The following is a 19,556-nucleotide window of genomic DNA, read 5'->3' as shown; positions in this document are numbered from 1 at the left end:
TCCTGGTTTGCTCCCCTCACTTCTTGCAGGAACGAATGATGTCCAGAGTCGAAAAAATGGCCAGAGAACTATGTGACGAGATGATGGATGAGGCGTCCAAAGGCGGATTTGAATCCGTGATGGCGGCGGCCGTGTCGATCATAGAATATTCAGGCTATGAACTCGCGCGCCAAGGGCGGCCGTCCTCGTCAATCATGCTGTTCCAAGCGGCGCGGTATCTCGAAGAGCGCGCCACAGCCGAACGCCGGTCCCGGAAAACCTCGCAGGCTCAGCCAAGCCCCGAGCCCTTCGACCGAGAGCCGGGAGGAAGTGAGCCCCACCGACGGGTGAGTCTTTGTTCCTAAAGGGCGCGCCTCGCGTCGAGGTCCTCCAGCACCTGCGCGGCCCCGTCAAGCACGGCCTTGCGCCTTGCATCATCCATTTTGTCCCATGTGCGATAGACCGGCCCCATGCGCGGATTGCGCCGGAACCTTTCGCGGTGCCGAATCAGGAAATCCCAGTAAAGCAGATTGAAGGGGCACGCCCCCTCGCCCGTCTTCTGCTTTACCGAATAGGCACAGTTGCCGCAGTAATCGGACATCTTCGCGATGTAATTGCCCGATGAAACATATGGCTTGGAGGCGATGATACCGCCATCGGCGAACTGGCTCATCCCGATCACGTTTGGGGCCTCGACCCATTCGAACGCATCGGCGTAGACGGCCAGATACCACGCGTGCACCTGGCCCGGGTCAACGCCTGCCAACAGCGCGAAATTACCCGTCACCATCAACCGCTGGATATGGTGTGCGTAAGCCTCTTCCTTAGTCTGATTAACAGCTTGCGCGACGCAGTTCATCCGCGTCTCACCGCCCCAATAAAACCAGGGCAATTCACGGGTCTGGCCCAACGTGTTGCGCGCAGTATAGCCCGGCCCCTCGCGGAAATAGATACCCCGCATGTATTCGCGCCAGCCGATCACCTGCCGGATATAGCCTTCGGCGGCATTGATCGGCACGCGCCCGGCTTGCCATTCCTCAACCACGCGATTGCAGATATCCACAGGATTGATCAATCCGATGTTCAAATACATCGAAATGACCGAGTGATGCACAAACCGGTCATCCTCTAGCATCGCATCCTGATAATCGCCAAAGCCCGCCAGCAGATACTTGGCGAAATGGTCGAGCGCGTGCTTGGCCTGCGTCGAGGTCACACCGAACCAGAACGGGTGCAGATTACCGAAATTATCACCGAAAGACGCCTCAACCAGATCGAGCACGTCCGCCGTGATTTCATCTGGGGTAAACTGCATCGGGCGGGCGCGCAGCATGTCGGATTTCGCCGGCTTGCGGTTGTCGTGATCATAGTTCCACTTGCCGCCCGCCGGTTTGTCGCCCTCCATCATCAGGCCCGTCTTGCGCCGCATCTCGCGGTAGAAATATTCCATCCGCAGTTCCTTGCGGCCCTCGGCCCACTGATCGAATTCGTCCAGCGAACAGATAAAACGATCATCGGGCAGTTGCGTCACCGTCAGCAGGGCATTCCCGAGCGCCTCGATCAGCCGCCATTCGCCGGGCTGCGTGGCGATCACCTGCGTGGTGCCATGTTCTTGCCCCCGGCGCATCAATTCGCCGACGATGCTCTTGCTGGCCTCGGGATCATCCAGCCGCGTATAGGCGACCCGCCAGCCAGCCTCGCGCAGCTCTTGCGCAAAATGGCGCATGGCCGAGAGGATCAGGGCAATCTTTTTGGGGTGATGAGGCACATATGTGCCCTCGTCCATCACCTCGGCCATGACCACGGTATCGCGGGATTTGTCGGCCTCGCGCAGCGCTGACAGATCACGGCTCAGCTGATCGCCAAGCACCAGGACAAGACGCCCTACCATGGCACGCGCGCGCCCTGCCAATCAAAGAACTGCCCGCTATCCTCGACCGTCAAATCACCGATCACCGACAGCAGGTTCTGCGCTGCCTCCTCGGGCGGGACCGAAGGATGTCGACCGAGGTATTTCTCGGTGAACGGCGTCTGAACGGTGCCGGGGTGCAGCGCCACGCAAATAGCCTCGCGATGGCTGCGCCCCAACTCGATGGAACCCGTATGGATCATCTGGTTGAGCGCAGCCTTGGCCGTGCGATAGCTGTACCAGCCGCCAAAGCCGTTATCCCCGATCGAGCCGACCCGCGCCGAGAGTGCCGCGAACACGCAACGCCCGTCCCGCGGCAAGAGCCCCACAGCATGTTTCAGAACCAGCGACGGCCCGATGCAATTCAGCGCGAACTGATCCATCATCGCCGCGGGCGTCACCTGCCTGAGCGCCTTCTCGGGCCGCGCGCCGTCGATCTCCAGCGCGCCGGTCGCCACGAGGATCAGGTCATACGGCCCCGCAAGCCGCCCCAGGGCCGACCCGACCGACGCCTCATCTCTCACGTCGAGCCCGTCATCACTGCGCGACAGGCCGGTGACCGCCACGCCCCGCGCGCTCAGCGCCTCCGATACCGCGCGGCCGATGCCACCTGACGCGCCTATGATCAATGCCTTGTCCATGACCGCATCAGCTAGCCGGGTGCACAGCCGCTTCAAGCCTGTTCCGCCTCTGCCGCAAAATTTCGGGGTTTTCATCGGCGTGCGGCGCTCTTATAGTTTGCCCCATGTTGACGCAGAACCATATCGCCCGCCTGCCCCGCGCCCCCCGACGCGGCCTCCGGGCTGTTCTGCTAGGCCTAAGCCGCCTCTGAGCGTGCCGTCATGGCGCGACCGCTCAGAGGATGTGCCGTGTTCGCGCCGCAGGCTTAGGATTCATTGAAAGAGACCCGACATGACCGATCAGACCAAAGATAAAGTGGTGATCTTTGACACCACCCTTCGCGATGGCGAACAGTCGCCCGGCGCGACCATGAGCCACGCCGAGAAGCTCGAAATCGCGTCGATGCTCGACGAGATGGGCGTCGATATCATCGAGGCGGGCTTTCCCGTCGCCTCGGAGGGGGATTTCCGCGCCGTCAGCGAGATCGCCAAACAGTCCAAGGATGCCACGATCTGCGGCCTCGCCCGCGCAAATCTGAAAGACATAGACCGCTGTTGGGACGCGGTGAAACACGCGGCTAGCCCGCGCATTCACACTTTCATCGGCACCTCGCCGCTGCACCGCGCCATCCCCAATCTCACGCAGGATGAAATGGCCGAGCGCATCCACGAGACGGTGACCCATGCGCGCAACCTCTGCGACAACGTGCAATGGTCGCCGATGGACGCGACCCGCACCGAATGGGACTATCTCAAGCGCGTGGTCGAGATCGCCATCAAGGCGGGCGCCGCCACGATCAACATCCCCGACACCGTGGGCTATACCGCCCCGGTCGAGAGCGCCGATCTGATCCGCCGCCTGATCCACGAGGTGCCGGGCGCCGATGAGATCGTCTTTGCCACCCATTGCCACAATGACCTCGGCATGGCCACGGCCAATGCCCTCGCCGCAGTGGCGGGCGGCGCGCGTCAGATCGAATGCACGATCAACGGCTTGGGTGAACGCGCGGGCAACACAGCCCTGGAAGAGGTGGTGATGGCGCTCAAGGTGCGCGGCGACATCATGCCCTATGAGACGCGGATAGACACCCGCAAGATCATGAACATCTCGCGCCGCGTGGCCGCCGTGTCGGGCTTTGCCGTGCAGTACAACAAGGCCATCGTCGGCAAGAACGCCTTTGCGCACGAGTCGGGCATCCACCAGGACGGCATGCTCAAGAACGCCGAGACCTTCGAGATCATGCGCCCCGAGGATGTGGGCCTTGCCGCCACCAATATCGTCATGGGCAAGCATTCGGGCCGCGCCGCACTCCGGTCCAAGCTGCACGATCTTGGCTACGACCTTGCCGACAACCAGTTGGCCGATGTCTTCGTGCGGTTCAAGGATCTCGCTGATCGCAAGAAGGAGGTCTATGACGAAGACCTCATCGCATTGGTGAATGCCGGCCTCGACGGTGAGAGCGACCGCTTGCAGATCAAGCACTTGCAGGTGATCTGCGGCACCGACGGGCCGCAAAAGGCGACGCTGACCATGGTGATCGACGGCGCGGAAAAATCGACCGAGGCCACAGGGGATGGCCCGGTGGACGCGACCTTCAACGCGGTCAAGGCGCTCTTTCCGCATGAGGCGCGGCTGCAACTCTATCAGGTGGCCGCCGTGACCGAGGGCACCGACGCGCAGGCCACCGTGTCTGTGCGCATGGAGGAAGAGGGCCGCATCGTGACCGGGCAGTCCGCCGATACCGATACCGTCGTGGCCTCGGCCCGCGCCTATGTGCATGCGCTCAACCGGCTGCTCGTGCGGCGCGAAAAGACCGGGGCCGACAAGCGCGAAGTCAGCTACAAGGACGTCTCCTGACGCCAGTAAATCGCGCCCCTGCCGGCCTTGGCACGGCGGGGGCGCGCACCTCAGACGAGGAGCGTGGTGCCCACCACGAACGCCCCCGCGGCAAGGCCCGAGGCTGCCGTGCGCAGGTGGTTGAACATCGTCCACCGCCGCACGTAATGCTGCCAATAGATCAGCGTTTCTGGCGCATCGGTCATCATCATATCCAGCCGCTTGTTCATTGGCACGTTGCCCAGCATCGTCACCAGCACGGTGCCGATCACATAGAGCGCTGCCCCCGCGACGATCCAGAACATCGGCGCCCCCTCGACACGGGCAAGCGCGTAAAACCCAAGTGCCACCGCCACCGGTGCCAGCCCCAACAGGGCCAAGAGGAAGCCCGAGCCGTAGACCTCGCGATTGATTACCTGCATCGCCTCGATTCCGGCGACGCCCCGCGCCAGCCGGAGCGAGCGCATCACGAAATCGGAAAAGGCGAGAAGCACCCCCGCCACCAGCGCCATGCCGAGCGCGGTGCCACCAAAGACGATCAATTCCGCTAGATTTGTCATATCGTTGTCTCCTGTTCGAGTATTTGGATCTCAGGCTGCCGTGCGGCCCATGTCACGCGCGCGTTCGATCCAGCGGGTCCGCTTGGCCGCGTCCGAGAGCTTGACCGAGCCGAATTGCACCACCTTACGCGGCTTGATCCCGCAGAATTTCAGCACCTGATTGCGGATCACCCGACGGGGAGGCTTGAGATAGAGCAACGTGTCGATCAGCGTCGGCGCATCCGAGGTCAGGATCGCGTCGGCTGTGCGGCTGGTCAGTAACTTGTCCCACCCCATGCCGCGCCGATGATACTTGAAACCGAAGCCCGAGATCAGCGCGCGATCAAGCACCGCCTTGGCCCGCGCGGGCATCGCGCCCCACCAATAGGGATGCACGATCAGCAGGTGATCGGCCCAGGCGATATTGTCCTGCCACGCCAGCAGGTCAGGCTCCAGCGCGGGAATGTCCGGGCCATAACCCTCGAAATGTGGATCGAAGCGCATGGCATTCAGATCCATGCGCCGGATGGTAGCCCCGGCCTCGGCTGCACCGTCCTCATAGGCATTAGCAAGCGCGGAACAGAAGGAGGTGGCGCGGGGATGGGCCACCCAAATGAATATCTTGCGAGTCATAGTGATTTCTCCGTTGACTTTACATTGTGTAAATAGACACGGTGTCAATAAGCGAAAGGTTTACTCTATGTCAAGCAAAGATCTTACAACCCGCGACCGTATTCTGAACGCCGCGTGGACCCTGCTGGAATCAAACCCGGGCGTGGCTGCGCGCATGTCAGATATCGCAAAGAAAGCAGGCGTCAGTCGCCAGGCGCTTTACCTGCACTTTCCGAATCGAACGGAGTTATTCATTGCTGTGACGCGGCATCAGGATGCGGTCTTCGGTGTGCAGGACATGCTTGCGGCAAGCCGCGCGGCTGAAACCGGAGAGGAGCGGCTGCGGGCGTTCATCACCGCCTGGGGCAATTACATTCCGCGCATTTTCGGTGTCGCCAAGACCCTTCTGGTCATGAGCGAAACCGATGTCGATGCAGCGCAAGCCTGGAACGAACGAATGGCGGACATGCATGAGGGCTGTGCCGCCGCCGTGACCGCGCTCGCGCGCGACGGTGTACTTGCCATGGACGAGACCGAGGCGGCAGACCTCTTGTGGACGCTGCTCTCGATCCCGACATGGGAGTATCTTACCCGCCTCTGCGGCTGGCCGCAGGAGCGTTATCTGTCGGAAATCACCCGGCTCGCACGGCTGGGGCTGTGCTAAGTATTATCCGGGTTGCGGGCGGGTTTACTCCGCCCATTCCCAAGGGCGCACGAACTGACCCAGGATGTGACCGATGGCCTCTTCGTCCACGTCACCCTTGCGGGTCAGTTGCGCCACCAGCCCGCGTTTCTTGTCATCCACGACCGACGTGACATGCGCAGCGATGCCCGCCTTGTCCAGCGCCGAGTTGTATATGCGGGTGATCGCGTGCTTGCGCAGGTCGGGCTTGAACACCTTGCCGACGGCGGTTTTGGGCAATTCGTCCAGCACCTCGATATATTTCGGGATAGCCGCGCGCTCATGTACGTGGATCTTGCAATGCTCCAGCAGGTCCGCCCCGGTCGCCGTGCCGCCCTCGACCAGTTCGACATAGGCGCAGGGCATTTCACCGGCATGGGCATCGGGCTGCCCGATGGCCCCGGCCATGGCCACGTCGTGATGCGCCATCAGCGCCTCTTCGATATCCGCCGGGTCGATATTATGCCCGCCCCGGATGATCAGATCCTTGGCGCGCCCGGTAATCCAGAGATAACCATCGCCGTCGATCCGCCCCAGATCGCCGGTGCGCAGATAGCTCTCGTGGTGATAGAGATCGATGTTCTTGGCCGCCTCGGTATAGGTGTTGCCTGCATAGACGCCCGGGTTTGAAATGCAGATTTCGCCCACCTCTTCGGTATCACACTCCACCGGCTGGCCATCCGTCATCTTGTAGATGCGCACATCCGTGTATGGAAACGGCACCCCCACCGACCCCACCTTTTTCTGCCCCTGCGGTGGGTTGGCCGACACAAGACAGGTCGCCTCGGTCAGCCCATAGCCCTCGATCACGGTCATGCCAGTGGCACTCTCGAACCGGGTAAACAACTCCATCGGCATCGGCGCAGAGCCAGAAAACGCGTTCTTGACGGTACTGAGATCGGCATCCACCTTGCGCTGCATCAGCGCCGAAACGGCAGTCGGCACGGTGATCACGAAACTGATCTTCCAGCGTTCACACAGCTTCCAGAAATTGTCAAAAACGCCCTCACCGCGATAGCCCGCAGGCGTCGGAAAGACCACATGCGCGCCCGACTTGATGCAGGCCATCAGGATCACGTGACAGGCGAAGACGTGAAACAGCGGCAACGGGCACATCACGTTGTCTTGCTCGGTAAAGAGCAGCGTGTGCCCGATCCAGCCGTTATAAATCATGCCGGAATATTTGTGCTGCGCGACCTTTGGCATGCCCGTGGTGCCGCCAGTGTGGAAATAGGCGGCGACCCGGTCACCCTCGCTATCCTTGAAATTCAAGGTCTTGCTTTGCCCCACCATGGCTTTGTTGAAATCGAGCACATCTGCATGGTGGCCTGTCGGGTTCTTGGGGCGGACCAGCGGCACGATCCAGCTTTTCGGCGGGGTGAGATAGCGGTTGAGGTCGATCTCGTAGACCGTATGGACATCGGGCGCGTGGCGCACCGCCTCGGCAGTCTTCTGCGCGATGTCGGTCTTGGGGAATGCCTTGAGCGTTACCACCACCTTGGCCCCGGTTTCGCGCAGAATGGCGGCAATCTGTTCGGGCTCCAACAGCGGGTTGACCGGGTTGACGATCCCCGCGATTGCCCCGCCGATGGTGGCGACGGCAGTCTCGACACAATTGGGCAGGACGAGGGCGATCACGTCGTCTTCAGCCAGTTTCAGGCTGCGGAACAGATTGGCGGCCTGACAGCACTGATCGTGAAACTGCTGCCATGTCAGCGTCTGCGCCTTGTCGGCGGCCCCCGAAAGCAACTGATAGCTGAGCGCCGGACGATCCGGAAAGGCCTGCGCGGTTTCGCGCAGCATCTGGTAAAGCGTCGCCGGTCGGTCGCGCGCCTCCCAAGGCATCTCGTTCTGAATGTCGAGCGCATCCTGCCGCGATGTGAAACCCATCGGTCCATCCTCCCTGTAACGTCCCGCCTCTCCCGAGCGGGGCCTTGATTGCGCGACAGAATGTGCGGGAATGAAACGCAGCGCAAGTTTTACGCTGCGTATTTGGCATTGGCAGGTCCGAAGGTCCACGGATCATGCATGAGGATTACGTCGAGATGAGCGCAAAGTCATCTTCCGGCATGATCGAAAGATCTCCCGTCGCGCGCCCTTGTTTCGTTTGACCGGCATACGTCATCGTGATCCGAGCGATTTTGTCAGAGATTAGTATTGACTCTTTTAGTCAGCAATCCGTAGGAATAACCTACGAATTCACTCGGAAACCTGAAAGGAACCCCGATGCACCCGTTCAAAGCCGCGATGAGCGTCACCGCCCTCATGGCCCTGACCGCACCAGCCTTCGCGCAGGAGGTCAACCTCTATTCCAGCCGTCACTACGACAGCGACGACGCGCTCTATGCCGCCTTTACCGAGAAGACCGGCATCACCATAAACCGCATCGAAGCCAAGGCCGACGAGTTGATGGCGCGGATGGAGGCCGAGGGTGCCAACAGCCCTGCCGACGTGTTCATGACCGTCGATGTGGGCCGCATCTCGCGCGCCGAAGAGCGGGGGCTGCTCCAGCCATTCGAGTCCCCGACGATCGAAGCCAACGTACCCGCGCATCTGCGCGACGACGAGAATCTCTGGACCGGCCTCTCGCAACGGGCGCGCATCATCTTCTATTCCAAGGAGCGGGTCGAAAACCCGCCGAGCACCTACGAAGAGCTGGCTGATCCCACATATGAGGGGCAAATCTGCATTCGGTCTTCATCGAACATCTACAACCAGTCGCTCATGGCCTCGATCATCGAAAACCACGGCAAAGAGGCAGCCAGGGACTGGGCCGCAGGCATCGTCGAGAATATGGCGCGCGAACCGCAGGGCGGCGACACCGACCAGCTGCGCGGCATCGTTTCGGGTGAGTGCGACATCGCTGTTGCCAACACCTATTATTTCGCCCGCGGCCTCGCCAGCGACGTGGACGGGCTGACCAGTGGTATCGACGGCATCGGCTGGGTCTGGCCGAACCAGAGCGGACGCGGCGCTCATGTCAACCTCGCCGCTGCCGGCATAGCCGCCAACGCGCCCAACAAGGCCGAGGCAACCGCCCTTCTGGAATTCCTCGCAAGCGAAGACGCGCAGGCGCAGTTTGCCAACTCAAACAACGAATACCCCGTCATGTCCGGCGTGCCGATCGGCGAGCATGTCGCCAAGATGGGGCTGTTCATTCCTGACAACGACACGCCGACCGCATCATTCAAGGCACACGCCGCCGACGCACAGACCATCTTCAACGAGGTTGGCTGGGACTGATCGGACAACACCCTTTCACGGACAAACGAATGCCGGGTTCTGGGATGAACCCGGCATTTTCAATTGTGGCGCAGCGCGATCAGATGCCCCAGGCCGCGCATTTGCGATCCACGGTCTTGCGCGCGACGCCCAGACGGCGCGCCGCTTCGGCGCGGTTGCCGCCGCAGGCATCGAGCACAGCCATGATGTGACGTTGTTCGACCAGCTCAAGCGTCTCAATGGCCTGAGTGCCAGTGACCCGCCCGGAGCCGGCGAACTCCTCTGGAAACTCTCCCAGGATCACCGAGCGTTCGATCAGGTTGCGCAATTCGCGCACATTACCGGGCCAGTCGTAGCGGCTGAGCTTGAGCAGCACCTCCTCGTTCAGCTCCAGCGCAGGCATGCCGAGCGAGCGGGAAAACTCGCTCATGAACAAGGCGGCGAGTTCGACGATATCTTCGGCGCGTTCGCTGAGACGGGGCATCTCGACATTGACTATATTGATCCGGTGGTAAAGATCGACGCGGAAACGACCCGCTTGCACCGCCTCTTGCAGATCGGCATTGGTGGCGAAGAGAAAGCGCAGGTTGAGCGGGACTTCCCGTTCCGACCCCAAGGGCCTGATCCGCTTGTCCTCCAGCACCCGCAAGAGCCCGGCCTGCACATGTTCGGGCAGTTGCGCCACCTCATCGAGCAGCAGCGTGCCGCCATCGGCATGCAGCAAGAGCCCATCCTTGCGCGGCCGCCCATCCTCGACCACGCCGAACAGTTCCTCGGCGATGCGGTCTGCGGAAATGGCGGCGCAATTGACCGCGACAAAGGGCTTTTCCGCCCGGTTTGACAGCCCGTGCAGGGTGCGCGCGGCGATTTCCTTGCCGGTCCCACTCGCCCCGGTGAACAACACCGAGGTCGGCAAAGGTGCCAGCTTGGTCAGCATTTCGCGCACCGCCTGAATGGGCGCGGAATTGCCTAGCAGACGCCCGCGCGCCGCCTGCCCGCCCTCTGACAATTCATGTCGCAAGAGATAATTTTCACGCGCCAGATACTTGCGATCGAGCGCCCGCGCCACCGCGTTCAGGATCTGGTTGGCGCGAAACGGTTTCAGCACGAAGTCGCTGACGCCCGCGCGCAGCGCCTTGATTGCGGTATCGAGGTCGGCATAGGCGGTAATCAGGATCGTATCGGCGAAAAGCCCCACCTGCCGCTGCTCCTCCAGCCAATCAAGCCCGCTCTTGCCCGGCATGACGTTGTCGAGGATGACCAGATCGAAATGCACCTGGTCGAGGATTTCGCCCGCCTCCTCGGCGGAGCGCGCCTGTTCCACCCGCTTGCAGCGGGGCCCGAGAGTCTTGATCAGGAAATTCCGCATCCCCGGCTCATCGTCGATGATAAGCACGGCGGCGCGCGACAGGTTCACACCATAGTCGTCGCAGGCCTCGTCGGGCTTGGGCTTGGCCGTCATTCAGCCGGGTCACCCAACCGGACAGCATCGCCCGCGCGCTTGGCCTCGGAGGTATAGCCCAATTCTTGCAGCACCGTCGGTGCGGCGGCGGTGATGATCCCGCAGGCGACAAAGGCCGCAATCATGACTTTCATCTCTCAGTTCCCTTCTGTTGCAGTGGCCCGGCGCAGGTAGTCTATCATATCCTGCCGGTCGTCGGGGGCCGTGATCCGTTGCATTGGCATCTTGGAGCCGGGAATGTAGTGATCCGGTCCAAGGTCGAACAGCGCGTCTATGGTCTGTTCACTCCAGACGATCTCGGCACCGTCCAGCGTATCGGAATAGGCATAGCCCGGCAGCGTTCCGGCGCGTCGGCCAAAGATACCGTGCAGAGTCGGCCCTGCCTTGCGCGACGGTGGTGGCGTCAGTGCGTGGCAGATCGAGCATTTGCGCATGAATTGCCGCTCGCCGTTTTCCATCTCGTCCGCCGGGCGCAGAAAGCTGTGCTCGACAGCACCCACCGGGTCGTAGTCGTCGAGCAGGTCCACCGGCCAGCCATAGATCACCTCACTCAGGCCGCCGGCGTAGATCATGCCGCCATCGGGCGAAAATTCGAGCGCCCAGACCGGGCCTCGCGCCATGGCCTGAAAATCCCGCGCGATGTGCCAGTCGTCGGTGTCTATCACCATGATATAGCCGTGCCCGTCCCCCGCCGCCAATTGCGTTGTCCCGGCGTTATACGCGAGCGACAGGACCGGACGGCGATCTAGCGTGAAATCGGCAATCTCTCGCCCCGTCTTCGGGTCCACGACCCGCGTCGCGCCATCCACCGCGCCATAGGCCAGCCACGTATCCCCCGGCCCCAGCACTATGCGGTTGATGCCAAAGCCCTGGTTGAGCAATTCGCGCGGTGGCGCGCCCGCCTCGCGCCATTGCCATTCGCGCAGGGTGCCATCGGCGGAGGAGGAATAGAGCAGGTTGCCATCCTCACTGAACGCCACATCGGTCACCGCCGCATCATGCCCCATGAGAAACCGCGCCTCGCCCCCCGCCACGGGCCAGAGGCCGATGGAGCCGTCCCAACTGGCCGAGGCAATCCACGCGCCATCGGGGGATACGTCGAGCGCCGCGATTTTTCCCTGATGCCCTTCACGTCGCTGCCCGTCGCCGGTGGCCCGATCCCAGATGATGACCGCAAAATCATCCCCGCCACTGACGACGCGGTCTTCGCCCAAAGGCTCTACCGTGACGACCGCCGCAGTGTGCCCTTCGAACCAGCGCGGCGCACGGCCCTGCCAGAGGCCCACCGAATTGTCGAAACTCGCCGACACCACCTGTCCGCTGCCGGGCAAGACGCTCAGCCCCATCACCGGCCCGCCATGCCCCTTGAGCGTTGTGAACTCTTGCGCCGCCAGCGGGGAGCCCCCCGCCAGCCCCATGAGCCAGAAACCAAGCACCAACGCACGCATGGCTATTCCGCGGGCGTGCCGGCCTTGGTGCGATTTGGGCCGGGGTCGGGCGCATGGCCCTTCTCCTGCAACTCCTCAAGCCATAAACCGTGGTGCTCACGCGCCCATTGCTCCTCGACTTCGCCCGAGTGCATGGCATCGAACGCACCCTCCATCCCGACAGAGCCGATATAAATATGCGCGAGGATGATCGCCATCAGCACAAACGCCATGATCGAATGCCACAGCGTCGCCAGCTGCATTTCCTCATGCGGGGCAAGCATCTCGGGCAGCCCCCCGAAACCCACGGCCTGCGGCAGCCCGGTGTCGTTGAGAATGGCAAAGGTCTTGGCGAACATCGGCAACTCGAACGGAAACAGCAGCGACAGGCCCGAAGCCGAGATCGAGGCCCCAAACACGATGGTCGCCCAGAAGATCATTTTTTGCCCGGCGTTGAATTTCCTGGCGGGCGGATGCACGCCCTTGGTGAAGATGCCCCCACCGACAGCGAGCCATTTCAGGTCGGTCCGGTTGGGAATGTTGTGCAGAACCCACATGAAGAACACCATCACGAGGCCCAGCATGAAGGCCCATGAGATGTTGTTATGCACCCATTTCGACGCCACCGCGATGGTCGAGAACGCCTCATGCCCCAAAAGCGGAATGACGACCGTGCGGCCGAACAGCACCAACAGCCCGGTAATCGCCAGCACCACAAAAGAGCCCGCCATCAGCCAGTGACCAAACCGCTCCACCGCCTGAAAGCGGATGACGGTGCGGCCGGTCTTTTCGCCATCGATGCGGATACGACCCCGGATCAGGAGAAACAGCGCCAGCAGCGCGATTGTCACCCCCAGGAGCCAGGCCCCATAGGTCGCCAGCGGCCCCTTGCGGAACGCAAGCCAGGACATGCCGCCATCCTGAATGAGCACCCTTGCCTCGGGCCCGCCCGAGGAGACCTTGACGTCATCGAGACCATAGCGCAGCGCCCGCCAGACCTCGGCATCGGATGCCCCGCCAAGCGTGCCCAACTGCCCAGCCATACCGGCGGCATCGTCGCCGCCCGTGGCATTTCGACGGAACGAGTCGTCGACCGGCTCACCGCGCTGACGGGCCAGAATATCTTCGAGCGTCTGTGCCCCACCGGTTGCGCCGCGGTCTGGGCCGGACGGGGCGGACGTGTCCTGTGCCCCAGCGGGCAGGGCGAGCAGGAGACATAGAGCCAGGCTGAGTAAAGCGCGCATCATATCCTCGATCATTGTATAAGGCACCGATTTCCTTATAGGAAATCGGATCGGAAACTTTCAAAGTTTCCGATGCCGGGCGTCTCGGGGACACCCGGCATCGGTCACCGGCCGGGACCGTGCCCGGCCGGCCCGTAACGGCATTCAGCCGCCGCTTTGCTGGCCGTAGGCACTGCCCCAGCCCCACGCGCCCGAGCCAAAGCCACGCGCCACGACGCGTTCGCGGTAGATGCTCGAGACGACATTACCGTCGCCTGCCAGAAGCGCCTTGGTCGAGCACATCTCGGCGCAGATGGGCAGCTTGCCCTCGGCGATCCGGTTGCGCCCGTACTTCTGGAACTCGGCCTGGCTGTGGTTCTCTTCCGGGCCGCCCTTGCAAAAGGTGCACTTGTCCATCTTGCCACGGCTTCCGAAGTTGCCCGCCTGCGGGAATTGCGGCGCACCGAACGGGCACGCGTAGAAGCAATAACCGCAACCGATGCACAGGTCCTTGGAGTGCAGGACCACACCTTCCTCGTCCTGGTAGAAGCAATCCACCGGGCAGACGGCCATGCAGGGCGCGTCCGAGCAGTGCATGCAGGCGACCGAGATCGAGCGCTCACCCGGCTTGCCATCGTTGATCGTCACCACCTTGCGGCGGTTGATCCCCCACGGCACCTCGTGCTCGTTCTTGCAGGCGGTAACGCAGGCGTTGCATTCGATGCAGCGTTCGGCGTCGCACAGAAACTTTGCTCTTGCCATATCAGTATCTCCTTATGCTGCAACGATTTTGCAGAGAGTCGCCTTGGTCTCCTGCATCTGGGTCACGCTGTCATAGCCATAGGTCTGGGCGGTGTTTGTAGCTTCGCCCAGAACATAGGGATCGGCCCCGTCGGGATACTTGTCCCGCAGGTCCTTGCCCTCGAAATGACCACCGAAGTGGAACGGCATGAAGGCCACGCCCTGCCCCACACGTTCGGTCACCATCGCCATGACCTTGACCTTGGCACCTTCGGCACCTTCTACCCAGACCTGAGCGCCGTCACGGATGCCGATATCGTTGGCATCGCGCGGGTTGATCTCGACGAACATGTCCTGCTGCAACTCGGCCAGCCACGGGTTTGACCGCGTCTCGTCGCCGCCACCCTCGTATTCGACCAGACGGCCGGAGGTGAGGATGATCGGGTAATCCTTCGAGAAGTCGTTCTTCTGGATCGAGGCATACATAGTCGGCAGGCGGTAGGCGTGCCGGTCCTCGTAGGTCGGATAATCCGCCACCAGATCGCGCCGGTTGGTATAGAGCGGCTCGCGATGGAGCGGCACCGGATCGGGGAAGGTCCAGACCACAGCGCGCGCCTTAGCATTGCCGAAGGGGGCGCATTCATGGGCAATCGCCACCCGCTGGATACCGCCCGAAAGGTCGGTTTTCCAGTTGGTGTCAGGGCCCGCGACCGCGTCGATCGACGCGCGTTCCTCGTCGGTCAACTCGCTGTCCCAACCCAGATCCATCAGCATCTGCATGGTGAATTCCGGATACCCGTCCTGGATGTCGGAGCCCGCCGAGTAAACGCCTTCGGCCAGCAGGTTGTCGCCATCCCGCTCGACACCGAAACGCGCGCGGAAGGTCAGGCCACCCTCTGAGACCGGCTTGGACATATCGTAGAGGATATGCGTGCCCGGGTGCCCCATTTCAGGCGTGCCCCAGCAGGGCCAAGGCAGACCGTAGGTCTCGCCGTCAACAGGCCCGCCGACCGCGCGCAGCGTCGTGCGGTCAAAGGTGTGCTGATTGGCCATGTGCATCTTGAGCCGTTCCGGGCTCTGGCCGGTATAGCCGACGGTCCACATCCCGCGGTTGAATTCGCGCGTAATGCTCTCGACATTCGGCGTTTCCGCATCTTCCATTTCGATATTGCGGAAGAACCGGTCAGCCCAGCCAAACTTGTTGGCGAACTTGGCCATGATGACCTCATCCGGCTTGCTCTCGAACAAAGGCTCGACCACGCGGTCGCGCCACTGAAGCGAGCGGTTCGAGGCGGTGACAGAGCCGCGCGTCTCGAACTGGGTACAGGCCGGCAGCAGGTAGACGCCATCGGTGCGATCATGCATGACCGCCGAGACCGTCGGATAGGGATCGACCACGACCAGCATGTCGAGCTGTTCCATCGCCGTCTTCATTTCCTTGCCGCGCGTCTGGCTATTGGGCGCATGCCCCCAGAGCACCATGGCCCGCACCTTGTTGGGATTGTCCATGTTGGCAGGGTCTTCGAGCACGCCGTCGATCCAGCGGCTGACCGGGATACCGCTCAACTGCTGGAGCGACTTGTCCTTGCCATCCTTGTCCTTGATCGTGGCGAACTGGGCGTCGAGCCACTCCATATCCTCGCCCCAGACCCGGCCCCAATGCGCCCAGGACCCTTTTGCAAGGCCGTAATAGCCCGGCAGGGTGTGGCTGAGAACGCCGAGATCCGTCGCACCCTGCACGTTGTCATGGCCGCGGAAGATGTTGGTGCCGCCACCAGCGGTGCCCATGTTGCCGAGCGCCAGTTGCAGGATGCAGTAGGCGCGGGTGTTGTTGTTGCCGTTGGTGTGCTGCGTGCCACCCATGCACCAGATCACGGTGCCGGGCCGGTTATTGGCCAATGTACGCGCAACCCGACGCAGTTGCGAACCGGGGGTGCCGGTAACGCGCTCAACCTCTTCGGGGTTCCACTTGCTCACCTCGTCGCGGATCTGATCCATGCCCCAGACGCGGGTGCGGATGAACTCCTTGTCCTCCCAGCCGTTCTCGAAGATGTGCCACAGGATACCCCAGACAAGCGCCACGTCCGAACCGGGACGGAAACGCACATATTCGTCGGCATGCGCCGCCGTGCGGGTAAAGCGCGGATCGCAGACGATGAGGGGGGCGTTGTTCTCTTCCTTGGCCTTCAGCACATGCAGCAGGCTGACGGGATGTGCCTCGGCCGGGTTGCCGCCGATGATGAAGATCGCCTTGGAATTGTGGATGTCATTGTAGCTGTTGGTCATGGCGCCGTAGCCCCATGTATTCGCAACGCCCGCAACGGTGGTCGAGTGACAGATGCGCGCCTGATGGTCCACGTTGTTGGTGCCCCAATAGGCGGCGAACTTGCGGAAGAGATAGGCCTGCTCGTTATTGTGCTTGGCAGAGCCGAGCCAATAGACCGAATCCGGGCCGCTCTCTTCGCGGATCTTCATCATGCCGTCGCCGATCTCGTCGATCGCCTGTTCCCAGCTGATGCGCTTCCACTCACCGCCCTCTTTCTTCATCGGGTACTTGAGGCGGCGTTCACCATGCGCGTGCTCGCGTACCGACGCGCCCTTGGCGCAATGCGCGCCCAGGTTGAAGGGGCTGTCCCAGCCGGGTTCCTGACCCGTCCAGACGCCGTTTTGCACCTCGGCCACGACCGTACAGCCGACCGAGCAATGGGTGCAGACGGATTTCACCGTTTGCACCGCCTCTGCGGCGGCGCTTTGGGCATTCGCGCGGGTGACGGTGCCCCCAAGCGCGCCCACAGCAGCCAGGCCACCGATGGCCAGACCGCTACCGCGCAGGAACGCGCGGCGGTCGACCGATGTATCGGCGACCTCAGACAGGATACTGGTCCGCTGGGGGCGTCGCGCAACCCCGTTGGTCTTTTTCCTAAGCATGTTTCTCTCTCCTCCCTGGGCCTGGATTCAGGCTGGGTACTACGGTTTCCCCTGACAGTCGGGCGTCACGCAACCAGTCGTCAGCGGTGTTTTACGGCGTCCGGAACTTAGAACCGGGCGCTGTCGAAATAGGCGCGGGTATGCGCGGTGTCCTGCATCTTGTCCGATGTCAGGTCAGGCGCGGCTGCGGCCGTGCCCGCGGTCACCACGCTTGCGACCGCGACAGCGGGCGCGCCGGTGGCGGCCATTTTGAGGAAATCGCGGCGGCTGCTGCCATCCTCGGGTTTCCGGGTCATGAGGGTCCCCTCCTCTGGTTATGGCGGGCAGGTGCCCGCCGGTTACGGCGCGGGATCAGCCCACGCTCATCCGAAAGCCCTGCGCCTCGATCTCCATGAACACCCGGCCGACAGCACCGACCGAGGCATAGAGAACCGAATTGCGCGCGGCCTCCAAATCGCTGAAGAAATGCCCGGCCCAAGGGCCGACATGCTTGGCAAAAAACGTCTTTTGCTCGGCGAGCGTGGCGGGTTTGCCGAAGCGTCCCCGGATCAGCCCCGCCATCATCTCCATGCAAGACGCGATATTGTCCTCGGGCTCGTAGACGTTCTGCGCTCGCGTCATCCCGCGCGCGGCCATATCCCGGCGCAGCCCGGCGAGCGGCTTTTCATTGAGAAACCCGGTCAGATAGTAGCTGGCATAGGGGAGGAGTTCGCCCCGGCCCAGCCCGATGAAAAGCGCGTTGAACTCGCTCTCGACCGCGCCGGGCTTGCTCACGCGGGCGACGCGGGCCAGCGCCGCTATGGCCTGCCCCATGTCGCTCTGATCGCCGCTCAGCGCGGCGGTCTTGGCCAGCAGGTCCTGCCCCGGCGGGCGCGCCAGAAGGGCTGCAAGGAAATCATAGAGATCGGCGCGCAGCGCGTCCTCTTCGGTGATCTCCGGCGTGGCGGTCTGGTCTTGCATAAGGGCCTCTTGCTGGGTCATGCCGATGCTCCGGCGGTATCGTCAAACTCAAACCGCATGCGGCGGCGCGGCGGTGCGGCCTCCTCGGCCTCGGGCGTATCGGCCCAGGCATAGGGCTCTGCCATCTCCCGCGCTTCGTCGGCCTCGGCCACCTGCGGCGGGGTCTCGTCTTCGGCCTCCTGCGGGGCCTCTTCGGGCTCGGGTTCCGGCTCCTGCGCCGCCTGCGCCTCGGCCTCGGCCTGTCGCGCCATTTCCTCGACGTGGGCGGTCATGCCTTTGCCGACCTGATAGGCGGTCTGCATGTTCTCGATCACCGTGGCGCTGTCGGTGAAGTCCTCACCGTAATCGAGCAGCCCATCGAGATTGGCCAGAGCCGGGTTGCTCAGCCACAGCCGCCGCAGCGCGCGGCGGCGCAGCCGGTCGGGCACCGCCTTGGCCATGAAGGCGCGGAAATCATCGCCGGGCTGCAAGGTGTCGGGATCCGGCAGGCCCAGCTCTTCGCACAGATCCGCATCGCTCTTTTCCGCCTGCTCCGCGTCCTGCACGGCGCGCGCCTCGGCCTCGGCTGCGCGGGCCTGTGCCTCGGCCTCCGCCACGACCTGCGCCTTGCGGCGCGACCAGAAATCGCCCCCCCGGCTCAATGCAGCCTCCCTTTGCGCACCATCACCGGCGCGCGATAAACGTCGCTCATCTGCGGAATGCGCGGATCACCGATACCGTCCTGCGCATCGCCGATGGTGCGCCTGTCGCGCCTACGCTTCTTGAATTCTTCGTCTTCGTGATGCGCCTCGACGAAATCGCGCACCCAGGCGATCATCCCCTCAGGCATCGGCACCTTCTCGACGATCTCTTCGCCGGTATCGGCGTAATCCTGTGCCTCGAAGGGGGACGCGGTGGCCAGCACCACGTCGAGCGGCGCGCCGTCGCGATGTGCCGCCGCCCCATTGCGCATCACTACATAAATCGACGGCACCTTGGCCGATATGCCTTGCAGGTAGGCTTCTGTCTGGGTGTGATGCAATTCGACATGAACGGTCGCGGCATGGTATTCCACCGCCTCGCCCTCGCGGCGCAATTCGCGCCACTCGGCAGGACCAGCCCCGGGCAACAGCGCCACCGCCCGCCACGACCACGCCGCCCACCGGGTCACACCCGACGACTTTCGGATCACGATCCCCACCGGCATCGTCACCTCTTTTTCGTGGCTATGGGTCACGCGTCGTGCCATCCCCTTGCTGCGTTGAGATCAGATTGGTCCAGTTTTCTGACCGCGCAAAGCCTTTTCTGTGTGCACTGGTCCATTTTGAAACACGTCCGGACATTTTGGACCTGCACGACACGCGGCCAAAACCCTAAGGGTCAAATTGTCCACATTGCCCGTGCAATGCTGCAACGCCGCATTGCAAGATACTGAA

The 19,556-nt window shown here is 62.7% G+C and carries 18 protein-coding genes; 3 read left to right on the top strand and 15 right to left on the bottom strand.

The window, feature by feature from the left end; all coding sequences use genetic code 11:
• Positions 1-340: 340 nt before the first annotated feature.
• Entirely contained in the window at positions 341-1,870 is a 1,530-nt protein-coding gene (locus BHD06_RS00480) for a cryptochrome/photolyase family protein (RefSeq protein ID WP_080455530.1), read from the bottom strand.
• The gene (locus tag BHD06_RS00475) at positions 1,864-2,529 is read right to left on the bottom strand and encodes an SDR family oxidoreductase (RefSeq protein ID WP_080455025.1); all 666 of its coding nucleotides are present in this window, start codon (positions 2,527-2,529) and stop codon (positions 1,864-1,866) included. The genes BHD06_RS00480 and BHD06_RS00475 overlap by 7 nt, the downstream gene beginning before the upstream one ends.
• A gap of 271 nt (positions 2,530-2,800) precedes the next feature.
• Here BHD06_RS00475 and BHD06_RS00470 point away from each other — a divergent pair, with 271 nt between their 5' ends.
• Positions 2,801-4,366: a 2-isopropylmalate synthase gene (locus BHD06_RS00470; RefSeq protein ID WP_080455024.1), complete on the top strand. Its 1,566-nt coding sequence runs from the start codon at positions 2,801-2,803 to the stop codon at positions 4,364-4,366.
• Positions 4,367-4,416: 50 nt separating this feature from the next.
• Here the strand turns inward: BHD06_RS00470 and BHD06_RS00465 are convergent, their stop codons facing one another.
• On the bottom strand, positions 4,417-4,905 hold the full coding sequence (locus tag BHD06_RS00465; protein ID WP_080455023.1) for a DUF1772 domain-containing protein: 489 nt from the start codon (positions 4,903-4,905) through the stop codon (positions 4,417-4,419).
• A 30-nt stretch (positions 4,906-4,935) separates the two neighbouring features.
• A complete protein-coding gene (locus BHD06_RS00460; protein WP_080455022.1) occupies positions 4,936-5,517 on the bottom strand; it encodes an NAD(P)H-dependent oxidoreductase in 582 nt (193 codons plus the stop codon).
• A 67-nt stretch (positions 5,518-5,584) separates the two neighbouring features.
• On the opposite strand from BHD06_RS00460, the gene BHD06_RS00455 reads away from it, so the two are divergent.
• Complete coding sequence (locus BHD06_RS00455; protein WP_080455021.1) at positions 5,585-6,160, top strand: TetR/AcrR family transcriptional regulator; 576 nt, start codon at positions 5,585-5,587, stop codon at positions 6,158-6,160.
• Between the two features lie 24 nt (positions 6,161-6,184).
• Here the strand turns inward: BHD06_RS00455 and BHD06_RS00450 are convergent, their stop codons facing one another.
• Positions 6,185-8,068, bottom strand: coding sequence for an acyl-CoA synthetase (locus BHD06_RS00450; RefSeq protein WP_080455020.1), 1,884 nt, complete (start codon positions 8,066-8,068; stop codon positions 6,185-6,187).
• A 336-nt stretch (positions 8,069-8,404) separates the two neighbouring features.
• Here BHD06_RS00450 and BHD06_RS00445 point away from each other — a divergent pair, with 336 nt between their 5' ends.
• Positions 8,405-9,421 (top strand): extracellular solute-binding protein, encoded by a 1,017-nt coding sequence (locus tag BHD06_RS00445; protein ID WP_080455019.1) that lies wholly within the window; start codon positions 8,405-8,407, stop codon positions 9,419-9,421.
• A gap of 79 nt (positions 9,422-9,500) precedes the next feature.
• Here the strand turns inward: BHD06_RS00445 and BHD06_RS00440 are convergent, their stop codons facing one another.
• The 10 genes from BHD06_RS00440 to BHD06_RS00400 form a co-directional block, all read right to left on the bottom strand.
• Entirely contained in the window at positions 9,501-10,862 is a 1,362-nt protein-coding gene (locus tag BHD06_RS00440) for a sigma-54 dependent transcriptional regulator (protein WP_080455018.1), read from the bottom strand.
• Positions 10,859-10,996 carry a hypothetical protein gene (locus BHD06_RS23525; RefSeq protein WP_176214241.1) on the bottom strand — a complete coding sequence of 46 codons (138 nt, stop codon included), beginning with the start codon at positions 10,994-10,996 and terminating at the stop codon, positions 10,859-10,861. Before BHD06_RS23525 ends, BHD06_RS00440 begins: the two co-directional genes overlap by 4 nt.
• Before the next feature lie 3 nt (positions 10,997-10,999).
• Positions 11,000-12,310: a c-type cytochrome gene (locus tag BHD06_RS00435; protein ID WP_080455017.1), complete on the bottom strand. Its 1,311-nt coding sequence runs from the start codon at positions 12,308-12,310 to the stop codon at positions 11,000-11,002.
• A 2-nt stretch (positions 12,311-12,312) separates the two neighbouring features.
• On the bottom strand, positions 12,313-13,536 hold the full coding sequence (locus BHD06_RS00430; RefSeq protein WP_080455529.1) for a formate dehydrogenase subunit gamma: 1,224 nt from the start codon (positions 13,534-13,536) through the stop codon (positions 12,313-12,315).
• Positions 13,537-13,677: 141 nt separating this feature from the next.
• Entirely contained in the window at positions 13,678-14,274 is a 597-nt protein-coding gene (gene fdh3B, locus BHD06_RS00425) for a formate dehydrogenase FDH3 subunit beta (RefSeq protein ID WP_080455016.1), read from the bottom strand.
• Between the two features lie 12 nt (positions 14,275-14,286).
• The gene (locus BHD06_RS00420) at positions 14,287-17,181 is read right to left on the bottom strand and encodes a formate dehydrogenase subunit alpha (RefSeq protein ID WP_080455015.1); all 2,895 of its coding nucleotides are present in this window, start codon (positions 17,179-17,181) and stop codon (positions 14,287-14,289) included.
• A 107-nt stretch (positions 17,182-17,288) separates the two neighbouring features.
• Positions 17,289-17,477, bottom strand: coding sequence for a twin-arginine translocation signal domain-containing protein (locus BHD06_RS00415; protein ID WP_080455014.1), 189 nt, complete (start codon positions 17,475-17,477; stop codon positions 17,289-17,291).
• A gap of 55 nt (positions 17,478-17,532) precedes the next feature.
• Positions 17,533-18,162, bottom strand: coding sequence for a molecular chaperone (locus tag BHD06_RS00410; RefSeq protein WP_080455013.1), 630 nt, complete (start codon positions 18,160-18,162; stop codon positions 17,533-17,535).
• Entirely contained in the window at positions 18,159-18,782 is a 624-nt protein-coding gene (locus BHD06_RS00405; protein WP_080455012.1) for a DUF3306 domain-containing protein, read from the bottom strand. Before BHD06_RS00405 ends, BHD06_RS00410 begins: the two co-directional genes overlap by 4 nt.
• Positions 18,779-19,369 (bottom strand): DUF3305 domain-containing protein, encoded by a 591-nt coding sequence (locus BHD06_RS00400; RefSeq protein WP_254892259.1) that lies wholly within the window; start codon positions 19,367-19,369, stop codon positions 18,779-18,781. Before BHD06_RS00400 ends, BHD06_RS00405 begins: the two co-directional genes overlap by 4 nt.
• Between the last annotated feature and the right edge of the window lie 187 nt (positions 19,370-19,556).

This window comes from Roseovarius sp. A-2 (assembly GCF_002072155.1).
Lineage (GTDB): Bacteria > Pseudomonadota > Alphaproteobacteria > Rhodobacterales > Rhodobacteraceae > Roseovarius.
The sequence above is the reverse complement of the archived record's forward strand: the minus strand, read 5'-3'. Positions and strand labels throughout refer to the sequence as shown.